The sequence below is a fragment of the Psychrobacter sp. NG254 genome (genome assembly GCF_015277735.1).
Taxonomy (GTDB): Bacteria; Pseudomonadota; Gammaproteobacteria; order Pseudomonadales; family Moraxellaceae; genus Psychrobacter.
The window spans coordinates 88,176-108,475 of the sequence record NZ_JADHDA010000006.1 but is presented as its reverse complement, the minus strand read 5'-3'; the positions used below and the strand labels follow the sequence as shown (position 1 = coordinate 108,475).

Annotated in this window: 19 protein-coding genes and 1 tRNA gene; 9 read left to right on the top strand and 11 right to left on the bottom strand. The window is 43.2% G+C overall.

The features are described 5' to 3' along the window. Positions 1-138 precede the first annotated feature (138 nt). On the top strand, positions 139-1,095 hold the full coding sequence (locus IP510_RS11740; RefSeq protein ID WP_194365037.1) for a putative RNA methyltransferase: 957 nt from the start codon (positions 139-141) through the stop codon (positions 1,093-1,095). A 206-nt stretch (positions 1,096-1,301) separates the two neighbouring features. Continuing rightward, positions 1,302-1,598 carry a hypothetical protein gene (locus tag IP510_RS11735; protein WP_194365036.1) on the top strand — a complete coding sequence of 99 codons (297 nt, stop codon included), beginning with the start codon at positions 1,302-1,304 and terminating at the stop codon, positions 1,596-1,598. 216 nt (positions 1,599-1,814) lie between these two features. Here the strand turns inward: IP510_RS11735 and IP510_RS11730 are convergent. Next, positions 1,815-1,905: transfer RNA gene (locus IP510_RS11730), tRNA-Ser, on the bottom strand. 166 nt (positions 1,906-2,071) lie between these two features. On the opposite strand from IP510_RS11730, the gene IP510_RS11725 reads away from it, so the two are divergent. From IP510_RS11725 to IP510_RS11715, 3 genes are all read left to right on the top strand, one after another. After that, entirely contained in the window at positions 2,072-2,917 is an 846-nt protein-coding gene (locus IP510_RS11725; protein ID WP_227669713.1) for a DNA/RNA non-specific endonuclease, read from the top strand. Between the two features lie 71 nt (positions 2,918-2,988). Continuing rightward, positions 2,989-3,252 (top strand): hypothetical protein, encoded by a 264-nt coding sequence (locus IP510_RS11720; protein WP_194365034.1) that lies wholly within the window; start codon positions 2,989-2,991, stop codon positions 3,250-3,252. Positions 3,253-3,509: 257 nt separating this feature from the next. Then, positions 3,510-3,893 carry a DUF2147 domain-containing protein gene (locus IP510_RS11715; protein ID WP_194365033.1) on the top strand — a complete coding sequence of 128 codons (384 nt, stop codon included), beginning with the start codon at positions 3,510-3,512 and terminating at the stop codon, positions 3,891-3,893. Positions 3,894-4,346: 453 nt separating this feature from the next. Here the strand turns inward: IP510_RS11715 and IP510_RS11710 are convergent, their stop codons facing one another. From IP510_RS11710 to IP510_RS11695, 4 genes are all read right to left on the bottom strand, one after another. Then, positions 4,347-5,609, bottom strand: a complete 1,263-nt coding sequence (locus IP510_RS11710; protein WP_194365032.1) for an ammonium transporter — start codon at positions 5,607-5,609, stop codon at positions 4,347-4,349. A gap of 106 nt (positions 5,610-5,715) precedes the next feature. Further along, on the bottom strand, positions 5,716-6,054 hold the full coding sequence (locus tag IP510_RS11705) for a P-II family nitrogen regulator (protein ID WP_010197981.1): 339 nt from the start codon (positions 6,052-6,054) through the stop codon (positions 5,716-5,718). Between the two features lie 526 nt (positions 6,055-6,580). After that, complete coding sequence (locus IP510_RS11700) at positions 6,581-7,435, bottom strand: universal stress protein (RefSeq protein ID WP_194365031.1); 855 nt, start codon at positions 7,433-7,435, stop codon at positions 6,581-6,583. Positions 7,436-7,607: 172 nt separating this feature from the next. Beyond that, positions 7,608-9,107 carry a SulP family inorganic anion transporter gene (locus tag IP510_RS11695; protein ID WP_194365030.1) on the bottom strand — a complete coding sequence of 500 codons (1,500 nt, stop codon included), beginning with the start codon at positions 9,105-9,107 and terminating at the stop codon, positions 7,608-7,610. A 699-nt stretch (positions 9,108-9,806) separates the two neighbouring features. Here IP510_RS11695 and murD point away from each other — a divergent pair. Next, positions 9,807-11,219 (top strand): UDP-N-acetylmuramoyl-L-alanine--D-glutamate ligase, encoded by a 1,413-nt coding sequence (gene murD, locus IP510_RS11690; protein WP_194365029.1) that lies wholly within the window; start codon positions 9,807-9,809, stop codon positions 11,217-11,219. A 267-nt stretch (positions 11,220-11,486) separates the two neighbouring features. Then, positions 11,487-12,683, top strand: a complete 1,197-nt coding sequence (locus IP510_RS11685; protein WP_194365028.1) for a putative peptidoglycan glycosyltransferase FtsW — start codon at positions 11,487-11,489, stop codon at positions 12,681-12,683. A gap of 145 nt (positions 12,684-12,828) precedes the next feature. On the opposite strand, the gene gluQRS is transcribed toward IP510_RS11685, so the two are convergent. From gluQRS to IP510_RS11655, 6 genes are all read right to left on the bottom strand, one after another. After that, positions 12,829-13,779, bottom strand: coding sequence for a tRNA glutamyl-Q(34) synthetase GluQRS (gene gluQRS, locus IP510_RS11680; RefSeq protein ID WP_227669712.1), 951 nt, complete (start codon positions 13,777-13,779; stop codon positions 12,829-12,831). Between the two features lie 264 nt (positions 13,780-14,043). Continuing rightward, entirely contained in the window at positions 14,044-14,481 is a 438-nt protein-coding gene (dksA, locus tag IP510_RS11675; RefSeq protein WP_194365026.1) for an RNA polymerase-binding protein DksA, read from the bottom strand. A 488-nt stretch (positions 14,482-14,969) separates the two neighbouring features. Beyond that, on the bottom strand, positions 14,970-15,806 hold the full coding sequence (locus IP510_RS11670) for a metallophosphoesterase (RefSeq protein WP_194365025.1): 837 nt from the start codon (positions 15,804-15,806) through the stop codon (positions 14,970-14,972). 261 nt (positions 15,807-16,067) lie between these two features. Next, positions 16,068-16,886 (bottom strand): metal ABC transporter permease, encoded by an 819-nt coding sequence (locus IP510_RS11665; RefSeq protein WP_194365024.1) that lies wholly within the window; start codon positions 16,884-16,886, stop codon positions 16,068-16,070. A gap of 98 nt (positions 16,887-16,984) precedes the next feature. Next, entirely contained in the window at positions 16,985-17,788 is an 804-nt protein-coding gene (locus IP510_RS11660) for a metal ABC transporter ATP-binding protein (RefSeq protein ID WP_194365023.1), read from the bottom strand. A gap of 102 nt (positions 17,789-17,890) precedes the next feature. Continuing rightward, on the bottom strand, positions 17,891-18,418 hold the full coding sequence (locus IP510_RS11655) for a Fur family transcriptional regulator (protein WP_194365022.1): 528 nt from the start codon (positions 18,416-18,418) through the stop codon (positions 17,891-17,893). 236 nt (positions 18,419-18,654) lie between these two features. Here IP510_RS11655 and IP510_RS11650 point away from each other — a divergent pair, with 236 nt between their 5' ends. Together IP510_RS11650 and IP510_RS11645 are read left to right on the top strand one after the other, a co-directional pair. Beyond that, entirely contained in the window at positions 18,655-19,500 is an 846-nt protein-coding gene (locus IP510_RS11650; RefSeq protein ID WP_227669711.1) for a metal ABC transporter solute-binding protein, Zn/Mn family, read from the top strand. A 281-nt stretch (positions 19,501-19,781) separates the two neighbouring features. After that, positions 19,782-20,180 carry an ATP synthase subunit I gene (locus IP510_RS11645; RefSeq protein ID WP_194365020.1) on the top strand — a complete coding sequence of 133 codons (399 nt, stop codon included), beginning with the start codon at positions 19,782-19,784 and terminating at the stop codon, positions 20,178-20,180. The last annotated feature ends 120 nt before the right edge of the window (positions 20,181-20,300 follow it).

The window sequence follows — 20,300 nt, the reverse complement described above, 5'->3', positions numbered from 1 at the left end:
AAATCAACACTGAATAGTTGCCTATAGTAATCAGAAATGTGATCAAAAAAGCCACCTCAATCATCATTGAGGTGGCTTTTTGTCGCTTAAGGCCTGCGAACTTTGTTAAAATGCGACTCATATTGCTATGAATTTGAGATGCCTGTGTCGTTATTTATATGTCCACTTTGCCAGTCACCACTACAGCCTGCCACTGATACATGGCGCTGTGATGGCAGCTTGCATCCTAAGCAAACCTCACACCCCTTTGATGTTGCCCGTCAAGGTTATGTCAATCTATTACCCGTCCAACAAAAAAAATCAAAAGCGCCGGGCGACAGCCAAGCGTCTATTAGCGCGCGCAAACGGTTTTTAAATAACGGTCATTATGCGCCGCTACAGCATCTCATTAGCCAAAAAATGGTGGCGTTACTGTCGCCAAGTGAGCAAGTCGCTGAGCCAATTATTAAGAAAAATATTAAGCCTGTCAATTGGCTCGATATCGGCTGCGGAGAGGGCTACTACACGCAGGCAATGGCGCAATTGGGGTCAGAGGTGATAGACACGCTCATCGCCGCTGACATCAGTAAACCTGCACTGGTGGAGCTTGCCAAAGTGAGCAAAGCGTCAGAACGCCTTTGGTATCAAAAAGATGCTACTACCAAGACCACGATGATTTATCCTTTAGTCACTAGTGCCGCCAATTTACCGCTACGCGCCCATAGTGTCACGGGTATCAGCAGTATCTTTAGTCCTATTTTGCCCAAAGCCTTTGCTGATGTACTAGCTGCTGACGGGTATTTAATCATTGCCAAGCCAGATGTGGGACATTTAGCCACCTTACGTGACGCATTGTTTGATAGCGTGCGCGAGCATGATTCTGATAAGTTTTTGCAAGAGTTATCACCCTACTTTACACTAATAGATACTCATCGTGTCAATACGAATATGACATTGGCAGCTGACGATTTGGCTGATTTGATGACGATGACGCCCTATGCTTACCGAGCGCGTAGCGAAAAAAGACAGGCACTACTAGCAGCGGTAGATAACGAGGCATTTACTACGGAGGCAAAATTTGTGGTGTATGTTTTGCAAAAAACGGCTGATAAATAAAGTATCGTTTTTGACGGAAAACCTTTGGGGTATACCACTGTAACAATAGAAACCTTTCTTCAAGTTTCATAAATCTACTTAATACTAGAATCAGTTATCATTTTCTTTGTCGATACAGCGATACTTTATCGCGATATTTTATTTGATACTTCATGAGGTATCTTTAAGCATAATTCATCAACATGAATTAAATCGGGAAAAAAATAATGAAAAAGATAATAGTAAGTTCGATTTTAGCCGCTACTGCTTGTTTTTCAATGATTGGTCAAGCCAGTGCTGCACCCAGTTATGATCAACATCACAAAGCTCAAGTACAGCACCAAAAGCATAATGCTCAAGCAGAAAGCAAGCACAAAAATGCCAAAAACAAGGCGAAAGTGTCGCATCAAAAAGCAAAAATAGTGGCTGCTAAGCACAAAGCGAAAGAAAAGCAACACGATAAATATCAGGGTAAGTATCAAGGTAAAAAGTACAGTAAAAACGATCATGAGCATCGCTCTTAGAAGCAATACTTGATTGTCTAGAAATGGTGCCTTAAATGGGCGTCATTTTTTTGCGTTATATTTTTAGATAGTACATATCCTAAAAAATATAATTTGCAGACGGCAGTAAACAACAAAGCTGTTTTTTATGCTTTACTGTTAAAAAGTGCTTAGAGTATTTTAGAGAGGGTAGAGCCAGATAGAAAAACTGAGAGGTTTTGTTGGACTTAATAAGATTGGCGGTGAAGGAGGGATTCGAACCCTCGATACGCTATTAACGCATACACACTTTCCAGGCGTGCGGTTTCAGCCACTCACCCACTTCACCGTTTTTTTGACTGGCTCAGTATAGCCGATACTATTTAAAATGTCACCACTTACACCTTATCTTTCTTTATTTGCAAGCGCCTGCTAGGATAGCAAATATATAATGACGAGAATATATGGTTGAAAGTTGCATGATAAGTTTGGGTAGTCTTAAAAGCAGTATTGTAATGACCGTGGTAACGGTTGCAGTCAGTATAACCTCAGCACACGCTGACGATTTCACCCAGTGTAGCGGATCTTTTTATGGGGGTGTTTATCCTGAATTTACCAATACTAAGCTCAGTGATAACACGCAAGCACTGTGCATGGATGGCTTTGCTGTCATGTATTCAGGGGTATCGCGGACACCGCTGTGGTCGGCAGAGTATTTAGATCGTAAACGCTTGCAACAAGCGAAAGAGATTGATCGTGAAGACAGCTTTCATGAAGAGAGTAAATTGCCAACATCCGCGCGCGCCTCACTATCTGATTATTCAGGCTCTGGTTATGATCGCGGACATTTAGCACCCAATGCAGACATGGCCAATCGCAGCCAACAGTATGACAGTTTTAGCCTAGCCAATATCGCGCCGCAGTCCCCCCGTAATAACCGTTATATTTGGCGAAATATCGAATCAGCAACTCGATATTTGACTCAGCAATACGGTGAGGTCTATACCATTACAGGGGTGGCATTTAAGGACAAAAAAACCAAACAGCTTGCTGGTCGTGTGCTGGTGCCGAGCCACTTTTTTAAGGCGGTATACATTCCTGCAACCAATCAGGCAGGGGTATATTACGCACCCAATGATGAGTCTGAGCGCATCGATATCATTAGTATTGACCAGTTAGCCGCTGAGACGGGTATTGATGTGTTACCCATGCTAGATACTCAGACTAAAAAACAAGCATTCGATTTGCCACTAAAGGCAGGCGAGCGCTTGGATACACCTGATGCACCAGTTGAAGAGCCTGCTTGGATGCTGTTTGTATGGGCTATTTTAGAATGGCTAGTGACACAATTACAGGCATAAACTGGCAGTAAAATGCAAAAAGAGCATTATTTTGAAAAATATAAAATGTCACTGATAATAAGGATAATCAAATGATTGAGCCATTCGCTAACGACCATCAAAGCATGCAAATTGGTGACATTGTGATTGAAAACCAAAAAGACAAGATTACTATCTACGGCGATATCGATTTGGCTTTAGACGCATCAGGATATGCACAAGCCCAGCAGCTGCATGAGTTGACGGGCAAAATCATAGCAGCATTTGAAGACAAGAGTCTTTATAGTAATAGTGAGGATAAGTCAAAAGAAAATGATGACCAATCCGGCAAATATATCGACAACCCTTTTATATAAGTCTTTGATATGGTTTTATTTTTTTAGAAATAATAAAGTCTAAAAAAATTACTAGGCAAAGTCTAAAAATTGCTTATAATGAGGTAAGACATCGCTTATGTCGCTCAGGTCTCTTAAGAATTACGAGTAGTTGTAGTCGTCGACTTTTCAAAAGTAGGAAACGGCAACAGTCGTGATAAAAGAGGTCAGCAAAGGATAAGCATAGGACATCAGAAACATAATGTTTCGAGCAATCATTGTATGAAGGGAGTCAATCTATGAAGTTATTTACAAGAACCGCTTTAGCAGTTGCTGGTATCAGCATGGCAACTATGGCATTTGCCGCTGATCCATTACACAATACCACTTGGCAGACCTTTGATGAAGGCCAACCAAAAGGTGTCGTAAAAATAACTGAGTCTAATGGTGTATTAACGGGTAAATTAATCAGTGCTAATACATCTGCTGGTAAACAGTATGTTGGTAATACTATTATCAGAAACCTAAAGGCAGATGGCGGTGGTAAATATAGTGGTGGTACGATTACTGATCCTGCTAAAGGCAAAGACTATCGTATGACTGCAAATCTAAGTGGCAGCACATTGAAACTAAAAGGATATATTGGTCCGTTTTCACGTAGCCAAGAATGGAAAAAGAAATAATCCGATAGGTTGTTTTAAGTATTTGCTTGATACATAAAAATCCCGCATTACCGAAAGGTTTTGCGGGATTTTTTATTAGATTGGATATCGTAGGGTCAGTCCAATATGAAAAGGACACAGTGAAACAGGAATGGCTTTTTCGCAGTCCCTGTTTGCACAGGTACAGCAAGCTAGAAAATGTTAGACCAGTTCCGCGTTATCAAATAACATAGCCGTTTTAAAACTAATAGAGGTATCAATGCGCCAATTAATGATACATCCTAGTATCAACTATATCTTTGAAGTCGTTCGATATTAATACGAGGGATCAAGTAGAGCAGTATTGCTTGCTGAGTCTTAAAAAAGAGGAGGTTGTGCGCACTTAGATTATAACCAGTAAAACGAAAAACGCTGAAACTACAGTTGGTAGTATCAGCGCCATGAACATCAATGTTTAGCTTATTTACATACAGCTTATCTAATAAACTCAGGGTAGGCTTCCATACCACACTCTGCAATATCACCACCTTCGTATTCATCTTCTTCAGAGATACGGATACCGATAACTAATTTGATGATAGACCAAACCACTAGGCTCGCAATGAATACCCAAGCAAAGATAGTCGCAGCACCCACAATCTGACCGATAAAGGTAGAGGCTGGGTTAGTGATTGGCACAATTAACAAACCAAATAGACCAACCACACCGTGAACGGAGATGGCACCAACCGGATCATCAATTTTGATTTTGTCTAGAGCTAAGATTGATAGCACTACGATGATACCTGCGATGAAACCAAAGAGAGTCGCTTGTAGCGCAGAAGGGGTTGATGGCTCTGCTGTAATGGCCACAAGGCCTGCTAGCGCACCGTTTAAAAGCATGGTTAGATCGGCTTTGCCAAAGATAATACGTGCAAGTAGCAATGCACCAATTGCACCACCAGCCGCTGCTGCGTTGGTATTCAAGAAGACCATTGCGACAGAGTTGGCACTGGCGATATCACCTAACTTGAGCACTGAGCCGCCGTTAAAGCCAAACCAGCCCATCCATAAAATTAGTGTGCCAAGCGCCGCGAGAGGTAAATTGGCACCAGGAATCGCACGTATCTCACCATTTGGTCCGTACTTGCCTTTACGTGAGCCTAAGAGTAGCACGCCAGCTAGGGCTGCAGCAGCACCTGCCATATGTACAATACCAGAGCCTGCAAAGTCAGAGAAGCCCATGTCACCTAGGTTATATAGGCCAAACACATCGTTGCCGCCCCATGTCCAACTGCCTTCTAATGGATAGATGACACCAGTCATAACCACTGCAAATAGTAAGAAAGCCCACAATTTCATACGCTCAGCAACAGCACCTGAGACAATAGACATACAGGTCGCTACAAATACCACTTGGAAGAAAAAGTCTGATGCAGCAGAATAAACAGAGTCACCGCCAAAGCCATTTTCAGCAGAAGCTGCCAATGCATCTTCGACCAAGGTATCACCGCCTGCGATGCCGCTCAAAAATAGGTCACCACCATACATAATGGCGTAGCCGCATATCATATACATAATACTAGCAGTGGCGAATAGCGCAATGTTTTTGGTTAAGATTTCGACCGTGTTTTTTGATCTGACCAGTCCAGCTTCTAACATAGTGAAGCCAGCTGCCATCCACATGACCAATGCACCACATATTAAAAAGTAAAACGTATCGAGCGCATATTGGAGCTCAAAGATTTGACTTTCCATGTAAATTCCCCCTTGAATTTATAATATAGATATCGGTATGACCGATAGATAAAATGCTGTAAGCGTCTACACCTGTAAGTCTATGCTCATAGGTGTGTTTTCAAATTTAGATAGCGTCAGGTCCTGTTTCACCTGTACGAATACGAATGACTTGCTCAAGTGCTGTCACAAATATTTTACCGTCGCCAATTTTACCAGTGCTAGCGATACGCGTAATGGCTTCGATAGCAGGTTCAACCATCTCATCAATAACAGCCACTTCGACTTTTACTTTTGGTAAAAAGTCCACCACGTACTCTGCGCCGCGATAGAGCTCTGTATGGCCTTTTTGACGACCGAAACCTTTAACTTCAGTGACCGTAACACCTTTGACGCCAATGTCAGAAAGTGCTTCGCGTACATCGTCGAGCTTAAACGGTTTTAAGATCGCAGTGATTAGCTTCATAAAAAATTCCTTATTTGTGTGATGCTGCAGCTTGATAGAAGCACTATGGTGCATCATCGTCTCTCTGCCTTGCTTACCATAAGTCATTCAAGAACTGTGCCAACCTACTCAAGGGGGAGAGGTAGAGTTGGACTTGCGAGTTCAAAAGTAACCGCAGTAATGACAGAAAATATAAGCTGTGATGACGCGATGGGAGTCATCGTTACCAACATAGTGAGAGTGCATCAATCTGTAGCGTTTGGTTATTGAAAACTTTATTATAACCAACTTTTTGAGTGCTTGGGGAGGCGATATCTTTATTTCATGTGATGATTTGCTAACCCAGTTTAGGTAACTAGTAGCAAGGCATCATAAAGGCGGAGGAGCTTGGTAAACGTGTATCGATGGAAGATATCGTGAAATTACTAAAAGGAAGCAGAGACTCAGATCGAGACTATAATTATAATCTAATCACAATATAATCATGAAACTAACTGGTACTCTGCGTTTGAGGAGATCAGGGTACTGAGCCTTTGATAGAGCTTGCTTACGCTTTGGGAAAAAGCAAATATGGTGTCTTGGTACTGACCAATAATTTTTTGGTGTCACTGCCCTGTAGTAACTCACGCAGACGAGACTGGCCAAACGCCCCTGTCATGAGCAAACCAATATCGTGCTGGTTTTGATAATAGTTCAAGGCAGCAGCGACATCACGGCAGTCCAACAATGTCTTTTTAGATTTGATACCGGCTTGTTTGAGCCTTGCGTAAGCTTCGCGCAGCGCATCACAATTATCAGAAGTTTCCTTGCCAACCATCACAATATGTACGGTTAGTGCGCGTACAAGCGACGTTTTGCACAGCCAGTTTAGTAATTTATGGCACGTTGGACTGTTGTCAAAAGCGAATAGCGCCGTTGTAGGGGGCAAAAATGGTGCATGTGTCACCAAAATGGGGCAGTGGCTGACCCTGATGAGTTGACTCAAGGTCGATTTGCACGTGACATGATGGCCAATAACAATCAATTGTGCTTCATCATCGACATAATCGATGCTTTGATTCAGGTGTTCATGCCGATGCAATGTATAGGTTTTGAGCTTGCTGCGTTGTTGTTCACAATAAGCAGTCGCTTGGTGCAATAGCAATCTACCTTGCGCTTTTAACTCACAGTTACTCAAATGCTCTTTGGTTGTGAATTGCTCAAGCAAGGCATTTTCATCGTTAACATTGAGACAGCCAGAATAATTAACAGCGGATTTTTGCTGTAAGCTTGGGGAGGCATGCAATAGTCCAACAGGTGCCTGCAAACGAGTAGAGGCCCACATGCTAGCTTCCAACACGGCCTGAACATGATCAGGACAGTCCAAGCAAGCAATCACACTATCTGGTTTTAAATTACTCATAAAACGACCACGTCATATTGATAATAAAAAGTAACCATGCCAGTTAGAGAGTGAGCATCAATGTCATACTCACTCTCTACTGGCTATGCAGCCATCTATTCATCTTTGGATTCATAAACCGTCAATTAGAGCATGCCTTGGCATCAGTTTGATACGGTAGGCACAAACAGTCTTAATCCAAGAGTCCGATATCTCGGCGATCATGGATAGAGAAGCGGTCAATCAACGTTCGGCTCGCATTATTCAGTCCTACCACTTTGACATCAATACCCTCACGTTGCAAGCGCATGACCAGTTTGTCTAATGTGTCAACGGCACTGATGTCCCAAAAATGCGCTTGGCTTACATCGATCTGAATACTATCTAAGGCTTCTTTACTGTCAAAACTGCTCAAGAATTGCGTGGTAGAAGCAAAGAACACTTGGCCTTGGACATAATAATAACGGGTATTGGTGCTGTCATCATACTCGCTAAATATGCTTAGGAATTGACCAATCTTATTGGCAAATGCTAAGGCAGATAGCAGGACACCGACACCAACGCCGTAAGCCAAATTATGTGTAAAGACGGTGGTTAAAACAGTCGCCAACATCACGATGTTAAATGACAGGGGGTGTGTTTTGAACTCCCGAATAGACTGCCAGTTGAACGTACCAATCGATACCATAATCATCACAGCGACCAGTGCGGCCATCGGAATCTGACTGACCCATTCGCTCAAGAATACCACCATAATGAGCAGCACAACGCCTGCCATCAATGTAGATAGACGTGTGCGTCCACCAGATTTGACGTTGATCATCGACTGACCAATCATCGCACAGCCCGCCATACCACCGAAAAACCCTGAAACTACGTTGGCAATACCTTGACCGCGGCATTCTTTGTTTTTATCACTTGGCGTATCGGTCAACTCATCCACGATCGTTGCTGTCATCATCGATTCGAGTAGACCCACGATGGCTAGAGCAATAGAATAAGGCGCGATAATGAGTAATGTCGTTAAGTTCAACGGTATATCAGGCAGCAAAAACATCGGTAGCGAATCTGGTAAATCACCCATGCTACCGACATTACGAATATCAAGATTCATGTACATCGCCACCGCCGTCAAGCCAACGATACAAATCAATGGCGATGGAATGATGCGACCGATTTTAGGAATCAGGGGAAACAGATAGATAATCCCCAGACCCACTGCCGTCATGATATAAACCGTCATACCGACACGCTCAGTCATGGGGTTTAGCTCTGGTAGCTGGGCCATAAATATCAAAATTGCCAGCGCATTCACAAAACCGATGACCACTGAGCGAGAGACAAAGCGCATCAAGTTGCCGAGCTTTAGGATGCCCATGACAACCTGAATAGCACCGCATAACAGAGTCGCGGCAAGCAGATATTGCAGGCCATGATCAGCGACCAAATCAACCATTACCAGTGCCATTGCCCCAGTTGCCGCCGAAATCATACCTGGACGACCACCGACAAAACTGATCACGACGGCAATACAAAACGAGGCATATAAGCCAACTTTTGGATCCACACCTGCGATAATAGAAAAGGCAATGGCCTCTGGAATAAGCGCTAGGGCGACGACCAAGCCCGACAAAACGTCACCGCGAACGTTGGAAAACCACTCGTCACGCAAGTTATCAATAAAAGATGTCATAAGTAAACTACATAGGGTTAGAGGCAAAAAAGTAATCATTACTCATTTATAAAATGATCGCGTTGCTAATAATAGCCATTCATTTTTCTTTTACAGCAACATGCACTCAGTCATGTTGTTGTGTTGGATTATTGAAGATCATCAATAAAAGTATCTACGACGTTTTTTGGTATCAAAAATACGCTCATCCATAGTCAATACGATGATGAGGGCAATAAGGCTGCCTAAAAACAGTGTTTAAAAACAAGGTTGAACAATAGGGTGCTTAAAGTAGGCTATTGGATAAATATACCTAACATAAGGCATAGAATCAGCAATCACTTGCTGTAGTAAGAACGTAATAACCAATCTGACAAACAACCACTATCGTCTGACAAACCATTATCACTGCACGAATTGTCGCCAAAGAGACGTGACAAAAGCGTGATAAATGTGACACCATGCTAAACTGATATGCTTGGGTGATTCGCCCTGCCACATACCAATTAAAGTCGCCATTATAGCACTAGCCACTCAATATAAAAACAGGCGCATAATAGCACACAGTCATAAAAAATCAGTATCGAAATCTGAACGATACCGTTATGATGCTTCTCATTTTTACAGTAGCGTTTGCTGCCTTTTTACAATCGGTTTGCTTGATGCCGCTTTGCTTATCTTATCGCTTATATAATAGCTTATCTAATAAAAGGAATAGACATGACCGCCAACCTCGCAACAGAAACTTTACTTCATAGGGGCAACGGTCTACAGGTCGTGGTCGGATTGGGACAGTCTGGTCTATCGGTCGCGCGCTACCTTGCCAAACAAGGATATCAAGTCGCCGTGACAGATGCTCAAGTGATGCCTGCATTGGCTGATCAACTGCCCGCTGATATTGAGATTCGCCAATTTGGTGGCATTGATGCAGAGCTATTGCAGCAAGCGGCACGTATCATTATCAGTCCAGGTATTTCTTTGAATACCGATGCAGTGGCGGCCGCCCGTCAAGCCAATATTCCAGTGGTCAGTGATATCCAATTATTCTGTGAAGCTTGTACTGTACCGATAGTAGCGATTACCGGCTCTAATGCCAAAAGCACAGTGACCACATTGGTTGGACAAATGGCAGTAGATGCAGGAATCAACGTCGGCGTTGGTGGCAATATTGGCGTGCCAGCGCTCACGTTACTAGAAAATACTGATATGGAGCTGGCAGTGCTGGAGTTGTCTAGCTTTCAACTAGAGACGGTCACCAACCTTAATGCAAAAATCGCGACCGTCCTTAATATGTCGCCTGATCATTTAGATCGTCATGGCGATATGCTCGGCTATCATCAAGCCAAACACCGTATCTTTCAAGGTGCCAAGTCAGTGGTGATCAATCGTGAAGATGCGCTTACTCGTCCATTAGTTGCAGACAACTTACCAAGGGTTAGCACAGGTATTCATGCGCCTGATAAAGGTCAATACGGTCTGATCATCGATACTGAAGGCCAGACTTATATTGCTCGCGGTACAGAAAGATTACTGTCGGCAGATAAACTGTTGATTAAAGGTCGTCATAATCTACTCAATGCCCAAGCAGCATTGGCACTTGGTGAGCTGGCAGGATTGCCTCTTGATAGTATGCTAGATACGTTGCAGCAGTTCACAGGTCTTGATCACCGCTGCCAGTATGTGGCAAATGTGGATGGAATCGACTATTTCAATGACTCTAAAGGCACCAATATTGGCTCGACCATGGCCGCTATTGAAGGGCTAGGGGCAGTCTATGCGCCAAAAGATGGTAAGTTGTTGTTGATCTTAGGTGGACAAGGTAAAGGGCAAGCGTTTGGTGAACTGACACCTTTTATCAATCGATACGTGAGTCAGTTGTTGTTGATTGGTGAAGACGCTCAGCAGATTGAACAGCATCTGCGCACTGCGAAGCTGAGTGGTGATGTCGCGCTGCACCAATGTCAGACATTAGAGGCAGCGTTTGATACTATTCAGCAAGTGACAGTCAGCAGTCTATCGCAAGTACAAGCGGTGCTCTTGTCACCGGCCTGTGCCAGCTTCGACCAATATAGCGGCTATGCGGCACGCGGTGAGCACTTTTCTCAGTTGGTGAACCAGCTAGGTACAATCTAGTTAGACAATATAATCAGAAAGTGTAACCAAACAGTGGATTATCAGCCTATGATTTTAACAAGCCAGACTGCCCAGTAAGCCTGCACATGAGCATTATTGGGCAGTAGACAGTATTTTGTGTATAAATGATTGTTTTGATTATATATTGCTGTTACTGTCAGTCATAATGGCTCTAATCCACTATTTGGCACAATTTAATTGATAATTTTTTAAACGGTGGCGTTTCATAGACGCCGTGTTTTTTCGTTTGTTAGTGTATATAAAATTATGGCGCTCCCTTCTTTTTTTCGTTCCTCGCCCAAAGCAAAGCAAGCCTCTGGTTCAGATGGCGTTCTTTCCATGCCGTCAGCGCGCGCAGTTTTATTATCGAGCGTCGGCTGTATGATGGTGCTCAGTTTGCTGATGGTGGCATCTGCTTCTATTCCTTTTGCACTCAGTCGCGGTATGACAGAGTTGTATTTTTTCAATAACCAATTGCTGTATATGACGATCGGCTTGATTGCGGCGATTATTCCTTACTATGGTGTCTCTCTCAAGAGACTATACAAGACAGAGACTCAGTTTGCCTTGTTAGGGGTGACAGGTCTGCTGCTTGTGGCCACACTGTTTAGTACGCCTATTAATGGATCTAAACGCTGGCTCATGCTAGGGAGTTTTAACTTTCAGGTTGCAGAATTGGCCAAGCTGGTCATGATTGTATTTGTGTCAGACTTTGTGGTGCGCCGCTCTTTTGAGGTACGCAATGGCTTAGATGGCTTTTTACGAATCATGCTAGTGGTGGCGCTCATAACGATACTATTATTGTCGCAGCCAGACTTTGGCTCTTTTGTCGTTATTTTAGGGACCCTCTTTGCTATCTTTTATATCGCAGGGGCGCCTTACAAGCATTTCTTGGCTTTGGCTGCTGCTGCCATCGGCGGGGCAGTATTGATGGTCACGACGGCCGAGTACCGGCTGATACGGGTGATGTCGTTTATGGATCCTTTTGATGATGTACAGGATACTGACTATCAGCTGGCACGCAGTTTGATCGCTTTTGGTCGTGGGCAGTTCACAGGGGTGGGTTACGGTGAGAGTGTCCAAAAACTATCGCATCTGCCTGAAGCGCACACCGATTTTTTATTGGCCATTACTGGGGAAGAGTTGGGGTTTGTGGGTGTCAGTATGGTACTGATATTAGAGGCCATGATCATTGGTAGTGCGATGCGCATTAGCTACAATGCACTCAAGCGTCGTCAGATGCGGATGAGCTATACCGCCTTTGGTATCGGTGTGGTATTTATTGCGCAAACGATTATTAATGCGGCGATGAACATGGGTGCGATTCCGACCAAGGGTTTGACCATGCCATTCTTTAGCTATGGTGGCTCATCCATGTTGATTAGCCTAGTGATGGTTGCGCTATTGTTAAAAATATATAAAGAAAGCCCTGAGATAGAAAAAAGCCAATGCCGTTATTATTAACAGATTTGATATAAGTCTCAGTATAGATAAATGAGCATTGCCTAGGGTATGTTCTAGCATTGTTTAACCAAAAGCGTCACTAGCAGTGGCGCTTTTTGCTATCTGGGTATGGCTCATTATGTTTTAATATCTATGAGTACCTGTTCTAATCTGGCAAGTTTAGCTGCTGTTTACCTTGTAGCGGCTCATTACTCCATTGAGCAATAGCTTGTTTGAGCATATTCTCTGGCGTGTCCATATCGACGACTGCTTGCTGTAGTAGCGTCAATGCCTCAGCGATGAGCTGGCTTGGGTCAGTGGTGTCAATTGGCTGTGCAAGATTCTGCTTAGAAAGCTTTTGACCGTCCGCATTATTGATGAGCGGTAGATGATACCAGTGATCGATAGTGGGTAGACCCGCGGCTTGCATAATGCTGATTTGTGCCGTTGTCATGGGCAAAATATCCAACCCACGCATAATATGAGTCACGTTTTGCAAACCGTCATCCAGACTGGCTGCCAGTATATAGTTGATCATGCCGTCTTGACGACGCACCACCATATCCCCTAGCGTCTGCTGAGGATTGTCCCATTGCATCCCTTGAATACCATCATTGAAGCCAATCTGATAATCTGGCAACTGTATGCGCAGTTTGTGCTGCTGTCTATCATGGTTGGCTGCGACACATCGGCGCGGATAACGCTGTCTGTTCGGTAGTATTTGATTGGTGCTCTGTACTGAATTGACATCTTTATGAGTACTATTTTGTGCCCAATACTGCTCTAAGTTTTTGCGTGAGCACAGACAGCCATAAGTCAGCGGATATAATGAGGATGATAAATAGTCATTGTAGATATCAAGACGTTCAGACTGATAAATGGCATCACCGTCCCAGTGCAAACCAAGCATTTCTAAGTCTATTAAAATCTGCTCAGTGAATTGTCTATCACAGCGCTCAGTATCAGTATCTTCGATACGTAGCAGCCACTTACCACCAAGCGATTTGATATGGCAAAAGCTAGCAAGTGCTGTCGTCAAAGAGCCAAGATGTAGCTCACCAGTTGGCGAAGGCGCAAAGCGGCCGACAGGAGGTAGCGCTGAGGTTTGAGTGGGCATATGAGTAGACATAGTTTTCAAAATAGGTGAGTATCGATAGGAATAATACAGACAGAATAATAAAGATACGTGTCAAAAGATATCGCTTAAATGAGATTGTTTTGTTAGTAGCGATAAACACTGGGTCATAATGTGTTTGAGTTGAATGGCACAACACAGATTAAGAAATTGACCACCTATAATGCAACAAGCGACCCATCAGAGGGTCGCTTGCTTTTTAATATAAATTTTTTCTACCGAGCAGAGAGGTAGGAGCGTGCTGAATTAAGCGCCTTGGTTTTGACGCTCTTTGATTTCAGACAAGGTTTTACAGTCGATACACTGAGTCGCTGTTGGGCGAGCCTCTAGACGACGCAAACCAATCTCTACACCGCAAGTTTCACAGAACCCATAGTCATCGTTTTCGATTTCTAACATGGATTTGTCAATTTTGCGAATGAGTTTGCGCTCGCGGTCACGCGTACGCAGTGCCAATGCAAACTCTTCTTCTTGAGTGGCACGGTCATTGATGTCTGGCATGGCGCTTGATTCATCTTGGATGTAGTTTTTGGTACGATCCGCTTCGCCAATCAATTGGCCTTTCCAGTCTAACAAAATGGCTTTAAAGTGCTCTAACTGCGCATCAGACATATATTCTTCGTCTTTGGCCGGCACATAAGGAGTGAACTTAACTTCACTCGGATTCGTGGTCGCGGTGCTCATATGGGTATCCTACTTTTCAAATTAATTCAATAAAACGACGTATCAAAAGACAAGACATTATCACTATTACAAACGCTATGATCTGTCCCTTTATCAAACGTTTTACCACTTGGTAATATAAGTAACACAGCGCATCAAATAATATGATTACCTTGATATGTCAATCTCAATACATCAAAGGTTGAGTATATTGTAATGCAAATTTTCATCTAAATGGTACTGTCCAAACGATGCCTAAAACCACTAACTGTGAAAAACTGGCTTAAAATGATAGACCGTTTTAGCCATTATGCGATTGCAGAACATCAGATATTGGGCCGTCCTCACATCATTTCACAAGTTGTATCATTGTTTCTATTAATAATGAAGTTATTTTTTATATTGGCGGTATATTTTCTTCGCTAATTATTTTGTGCCTCAATAAAAAATATCATCTAAAGCTATGATATCTAAAGGATAGATTGTAATATTTGCTATAAATACGGGCATCAAGTATCCAGTCTTTCTACCCAGCTTGCAACCTCTCCATTGTTGGCTAATTGCAACCAACGGTAACCAGGTAGTCCGCTTTCGTCGTAAGCGAATTCCTGCACATTGGGCTTGAACTGATAACAAGTAGATGGCGTACTATAAACGGTGACACCTTGGCGATAACGCACCTGTTCTTGGTGAGTATGGCCGCTGATGATAACTTGCAGATGTTCAAACGGTACCATATTCTGCCAAAAACTTTCGGTATTCTGTGCCATATGGGTGTCAATCCACGCAGAGTCTATCGATATAATATGATGATGTAGCGCAATCAGCGCAGGCTTGGAGCAGTCAGTTAGTCTCTGACGCAACCACTCAATATCGATGGCTCGTATCTCTCCTTCGACCTTGCCTGTGATAGAGGAGTCTATGAAAAGCAACTGCCAATGCTCAGACTCAATGGCATGACGGTTCAGCAAACGTCGATCAGCAGGCCGAGCAACCAACTCTCGCTGAAAAAATGGTAAGTCCATACCGTTTTCATCAGTCACATCATGATTGCCTGCGATACAGGCAAAAGGAATCTGGGTAGACTGCAACACCTCAAAGATGTGATCGTAGATATGAGTATCTACTCTATTGACCAAGTCGCCAGTCACAATAATCAAATCGCAGCGTATATCTTCATTCAGCGCTTGCTGAAGCACGTTTTCAAAGCTGTGCTGACAAAAAGCCGAAGCGTTATTATCATGACTGTCATTGACGACAGGAGTAGACAAGTGCAAATCTGTGATCTGTAAAATATTGAGCTGTGCATCTGGGGTACTTATTTGATTCGTAGGATAGCTTTGCATTGGGTCAGTCCCTTATCGAAACACAACAATGAATATTGTTAGCATGATTACGGATAAATGGGCCACTACTTTTAACGATACATTTATAAAGTATGACAGCTATTGGGATTAACTAACACAAATACATATAGTTAGTGAATGCCAATAGCGCTAAAGCACGTTTATAACATAAAGTGAATCAAAGCTCTAGTAATATTGGTGAAATAAAGTTTAATAAAAAGTTAACAAAGAACCGCTTTTGTCTAGATGGTTAAGGCAAAACTAACGGTTGGCTGACCGAAACGATATATTTGTGAGCTTTGATAATATCAACGCAACGAAAAATAAAACCGCTAATATTAAGACGATAGAAAGACCTGTTTGAATATCCAACCAAATACTGCCCCACACACCAAGTGTGACACCAAGTTGGGCGATGATTAGTGCCACAATGACCATTTGTTTGGGTGAAGTGACCCACAAGCGTGCGGTTAGTGCTGGCAATACTAATAATCCACTGATTAAAAGACTACCGACGGCTTGAAGCGCAACGGCACAAAATCCTGCCAATATCCCCATAAAAAACAACCGCTGGCGTGTTGGGTTGATGCCCTGTATACGCGCCAATGCTTCATGAGTTGCCAGTTTGATTTGCGCCGGCCATATATAGCGAAGTAGACCTAGGCCCACCAGTACACTACCGCCTAATAGTGGCAAATCACTCCAATCAAGCTCTAGTAAATTTCCGAATAAAAATCCCAGTACATTGGCTTGCTGGTCTGTCAGCTGCGTCAACGTCAATAAGCCTAAACACAATAACGACACCGCAACGACTGCCAGCACCGCATCAGCAGGTAAGCGCTCATCATCAATCAGTACCAGCCCTAATACTACCGTGATGCTGACTAACAGAACACCAATACCCATGGGCAATTGCCACCAAGCGGCTAGGGCGACACCAAGGAGTGTACCATGTGCTAAAGCATCAGCAAAAAAGGCCATGCGTCGCCATAAGACCAAGCAGCCCAAGGGAGCTGATAGTAGCGCTAAAATACTGCCAGCAATCCAAGCAGGCGCAATGATGGCTAACCAAGTGGTCATAATAGATATCCGTGAAAGTTTTATAAAAGCACAAAACGGTATTGATCAGTGTCAAAACACTGCGATCAACACCGTTGTCATGTATTTGGTGTTATAGGCTATTGTTCAAGCTCGTTTGGGGTATGGTGCTGGCAAACATGTGGCTGATGCACATATGGCTGCTCGTAATAATGACCAAATAACTTTTTAAATTCGGTGCTAATGGCAAGCTCACTGGGTTGTCCTTCACAGCAAATATGCTTATTGAGACAAATAACGCGGCGGCTGCCTTTCATTACCCAATGCAAATCATGTGATATGACCAGCATGGCACAACGCAAGAAGTCCGGTAGCTTATCAATAAACTGATAAAGCCAAACCTCAGTATCAGGGTCAAGCCCTTGCATGGGTTCATCTAAAATGAGTAAATTGGGTTTGTCCAACAATGCTCGAGCCAATAAAACTCGCTGCGTCTCACCACCTGATAAATGCAGCATTTGCCGTGATAGCAAGTGCGTCAATGATAAATTATCGAATATAAATTGGCGCTGCTCATGGGTTAAACGGTTTTTGTTGGCTTGCCCCAATAAGTCGCTGACTCGTAACGGCAATATTGGCGGTACCGAAAACCGCTGCGGCACATAACCAAGTTGCAGTGGTTGATGAGCAATAATGTTGCCTTTAGTTGGATCAATCAAACCCAAAATGAGTTTGACCAGCGTTGACTTGCCAGCACCGTTAGGCCCCACAAGACTCACTGTCTCATTGATAGCAAGGTCAATATCAATGTTTGAGAGAATACGTTGCTGGCCAACATAGTAGCTGATATTGCTTAAGCTCAGCAGCGGGCAAATATCGCTCGCAGTAGCATTGTCTGCAATAGAAGGCAGTGGCTGATTACGGGATAGAGTAGAGAGGCTCATAAGATGACAACTAATAGATAAAAGGGTAGTACGGACGAACCATCAGTAACAGTGAGCATATCTTTATCGGTGCTTAATTTACTCATGGCCGGTATATGTGTGTTACTTGCAAACTTGGCAACGCCCACTCAATTCAATAACACTGCGTGCCACCGTAAAGCCTACGTCTTGCTCAGCAAAATTCATCATCTCTTGTACAGGTAAGCTGCTGCACTCTTGCACCCGCTTGCATTGCTCACAGATTAAAAAGGCCGCCGTATGGTGCGCTCTTGGATGGCAGCAAGCGACATACGCATTGATTGAAGTCAACTGATGAATCAGGCCTTCTGCCAACAAAAACTCCAAACTGCGGTAGACCGTTGGCGGTGCGACGTTTTTTTGCACCGAGTCACTGGTGTCATTGTCTGTGGTGGTTGAGCGTGTCTGCTGCAACAAAGTAATCAAGTCATAAGCGCCAATCGGCTTATTGGCTTCTAAAACCAGTTGATATATCTGCTGACGCAAGGATGTAAAGCGTGATCCGTTTAGACGGCATTGCTCTTTGGCCTCGGCCAAACGTTCTATTACATCGTGCGGCGTAAAGTCCTGCGCATCATGTAAATGTTCACAAACTGATGAGTGGCTAGACATGGTGCAGACTCCTAAAAATAAAATGGCTGTTCTATTATATTTTTTATTGTTATAGTATAACATACTAAAACGAAAAGCAGATAAGCTGTCTTGAGCTATCTGGTATCTATTCTGTTTTTATCCAATATGATGTTTCAACACTATGATGACCATCACGCCACCACTTACTTTTCATCACCTATATAGCAAAGATACCAACTATGAACTCAGCTTTTAATCATTTACTATGTCCAGTTATGAAACTAAAACGCCTACTTATTGCTAGCGCTGTGCTAGGGGTTTTGACGCTAAACGCTCAAGCCGCAACTGTGAGTGTGAGCAATTACCCAATGTTTTTACTCAGTGAGGCTGTCACTGAGGGGACGCCCTCAGCCAATAGAATTCTGCAAGCAGGTGATGTAGGACATCATGGTAGCATCAGCCCAAGCGATATGAAGGCCATTAAAGACAGTAAATTTGTTGTTTGGTTTGGACCTTTATTAGAAAACAGCCTAGCGGGTAGTTTAGAGACGGCACCTAATGCTATCTCCCTGTTTGATTTTAAGGCCTTTAACCGCTATCCACTTCGTGATGTGAAAGGTGCAGCAATTGCAGGCACTCTTGATCCACATATTTGGTTAGATCCTGAAAACGCCAAAGCCATTACCCGTGCATTGGCGGTCATTCATAGCCACGCCAATCCGGAGTATACAAGCACTTATCAAGCCAATGTCAAAAAGTTTGCAGCACGTATGGATAAAGAAGTTGCTGACATCCAAAAGCAAGCGGCACAAAAAAATCGTCCTTATTGGGCCTATCATGATGCTTACCAGTATATTGAAAAAGCAACGAATATCACATTGGCAGGCAGTCTGAGTCCAGACCATCATATCTCGCCAAAAGCCAGTCAGTTACGGTGGTTGAATGAGCATCGTCCTTCTACACGAATGTGTATGATCAATCAGAGCGTTGCCTCTAAAGGACTGCTTGCCAAGTTGCAACCACTTGAGACAACGGTTCAAGTCGAAGACATGAGTGCCAGTAAAGACTTCGTCGATGGCTGGCGCATGATGGCTCAACAAATATCTCAATGTATCTCATAAGTCGCTGATCCAATCGCCACGCTTCTAGGATTATTCATCATCAGATTATTGCTTTGTCTTAAGGGTGTATGAAAGACCAAGTGACACAATAATCCTAGTCAGACGCTTTAGGTGACTGATAAAAGGCATATTTTACTTGCTTAATATCCGCGGTCTACTTATAATAAGTGGCGTTTTATTTTGGTTAAAAGGTAATACCTGTAGAGTAAAAAGTCATTTACGGATAAAAGCATCTTAAGTATGTTATATTATCCCAATGCTGCAAGGCTATAGGAATACCGATGACCAAGCCTGCCAAACGCACGCAAAAAGATAAAATCGCCATTTATATAAAGCGTCAAGCATGGATATTATTTATCCTTATTATTATTGCTTGGATCGTTGATAATATTTGGCTTAGTGGTGAGCTTGTTACTGCGAAAAGCGCCGCCATTGGTGCGCTACTGAGTTTTGTTACTCAAGCAGTGTTTGCCTTTTTTATCTTTTGGTATACTGGATATCGCGCGCGCCAACATATCGTTAGCCAGCTTTATCGAGGTCAAATGGCAAAATGGCTATTGACCGTGTTTGGTTTCGCACTAATTTTTATTACCGTACAACCCCTATCTGCGCCTGCGCTATTTATCGGTTTTATGGTAATGCAAATTAGTCACAGTTGGATGTTGTGGCATATACGCTAGTGTTAATAAAAATCGCTATATGATTGGTTAGATATTTTGTTAATAGCACTGGCAAGTCACCCTGCCGTCCAACTTCTCTATGACTGATTCGAAAAGTCGAAGTACAATAACTGTCTAAAA

Bases quoted from the DNA above. Each gene is read 5' to 3' on its own strand.
- IP510_RS11740 (WP_194365037.1), top strand. From the start codon at position 139: ATGCCTGTGTCGTTATTTATATGTCCACTTTGCCAGTCACCACTACAG.
- IP510_RS11735 (WP_194365036.1), top strand. From the start codon at position 1,302: ATGAAAAAGATAATAGTAAGTTCGATTTTAGCCGCTACTGCTTGTTTT.
- IP510_RS11725 (WP_227669713.1), top strand. From the start codon at position 2,072: ATGACCGTGGTAACGGTTGCAGTCAGTATAACCTCAGCACACGCTGAC.
- IP510_RS11720 (WP_194365034.1), top strand. From the start codon at position 2,989: ATGATTGAGCCATTCGCTAACGACCATCAAAGCATGCAAATTGGTGAC.
- IP510_RS11715 (WP_194365033.1), top strand. From the start codon at position 3,510: ATGAAGTTATTTACAAGAACCGCTTTAGCAGTTGCTGGTATCAGCATG.
- IP510_RS11710 (WP_194365032.1), bottom strand. From the start codon at position 5,609: ATGGAAAGTCAAATCTTTGAGCTCCAATATGCGCTCGATACGTTTTAC.
- IP510_RS11705 (WP_010197981.1), bottom strand. From the start codon at position 6,054: ATGAAGCTAATCACTGCGATCTTAAAACCGTTTAAGCTCGACGATGTA.
- IP510_RS11700 (WP_194365031.1), bottom strand. From the start codon at position 7,435: ATGAGTAATTTAAAACCAGATAGTGTGATTGCTTGCTTGGACTGTCCT.
- IP510_RS11695 (WP_194365030.1), bottom strand. From the start codon at position 9,107: ATGACATCTTTTATTGATAACTTGCGTGACGAGTGGTTTTCCAACGTT.
- murD (WP_194365029.1), top strand. From the start codon at position 9,807: ATGACCGCCAACCTCGCAACAGAAACTTTACTTCATAGGGGCAACGGT.
- IP510_RS11685 (WP_194365028.1), top strand. From the start codon at position 11,487: ATGGCGCTCCCTTCTTTTTTTCGTTCCTCGCCCAAAGCAAAGCAAGCC.
- gluQRS (WP_227669712.1), bottom strand. From the start codon at position 13,779: ATGCCCACTCAAACCTCAGCGCTACCTCCTGTCGGCCGCTTTGCGCCT.
- dksA (WP_194365026.1), bottom strand. From the start codon at position 14,481: ATGAGCACCGCGACCACGAATCCGAGTGAAGTTAAGTTCACTCCTTAT.
- IP510_RS11670 (WP_194365025.1), bottom strand. From the start codon at position 15,806: ATGCAAAGCTATCCTACGAATCAAATAAGTACCCCAGATGCACAGCTC.
- IP510_RS11665 (WP_194365024.1), bottom strand. From the start codon at position 16,886: ATGACCACTTGGTTAGCCATCATTGCGCCTGCTTGGATTGCTGGCAGT.
- IP510_RS11660 (WP_194365023.1), bottom strand. From the start codon at position 17,788: ATGAGCCTCTCTACTCTATCCCGTAATCAGCCACTGCCTTCTATTGCA.
- IP510_RS11655 (WP_194365022.1), bottom strand. From the start codon at position 18,418: ATGTCTAGCCACTCATCAGTTTGTGAACATTTACATGATGCGCAGGAC.
- IP510_RS11650 (WP_227669711.1), top strand. From the start codon at position 18,655: ATGAAACTAAAACGCCTACTTATTGCTAGCGCTGTGCTAGGGGTTTTG.
- IP510_RS11645 (WP_194365020.1), top strand. From the start codon at position 19,782: ATGACCAAGCCTGCCAAACGCACGCAAAAAGATAAAATCGCCATTTAT.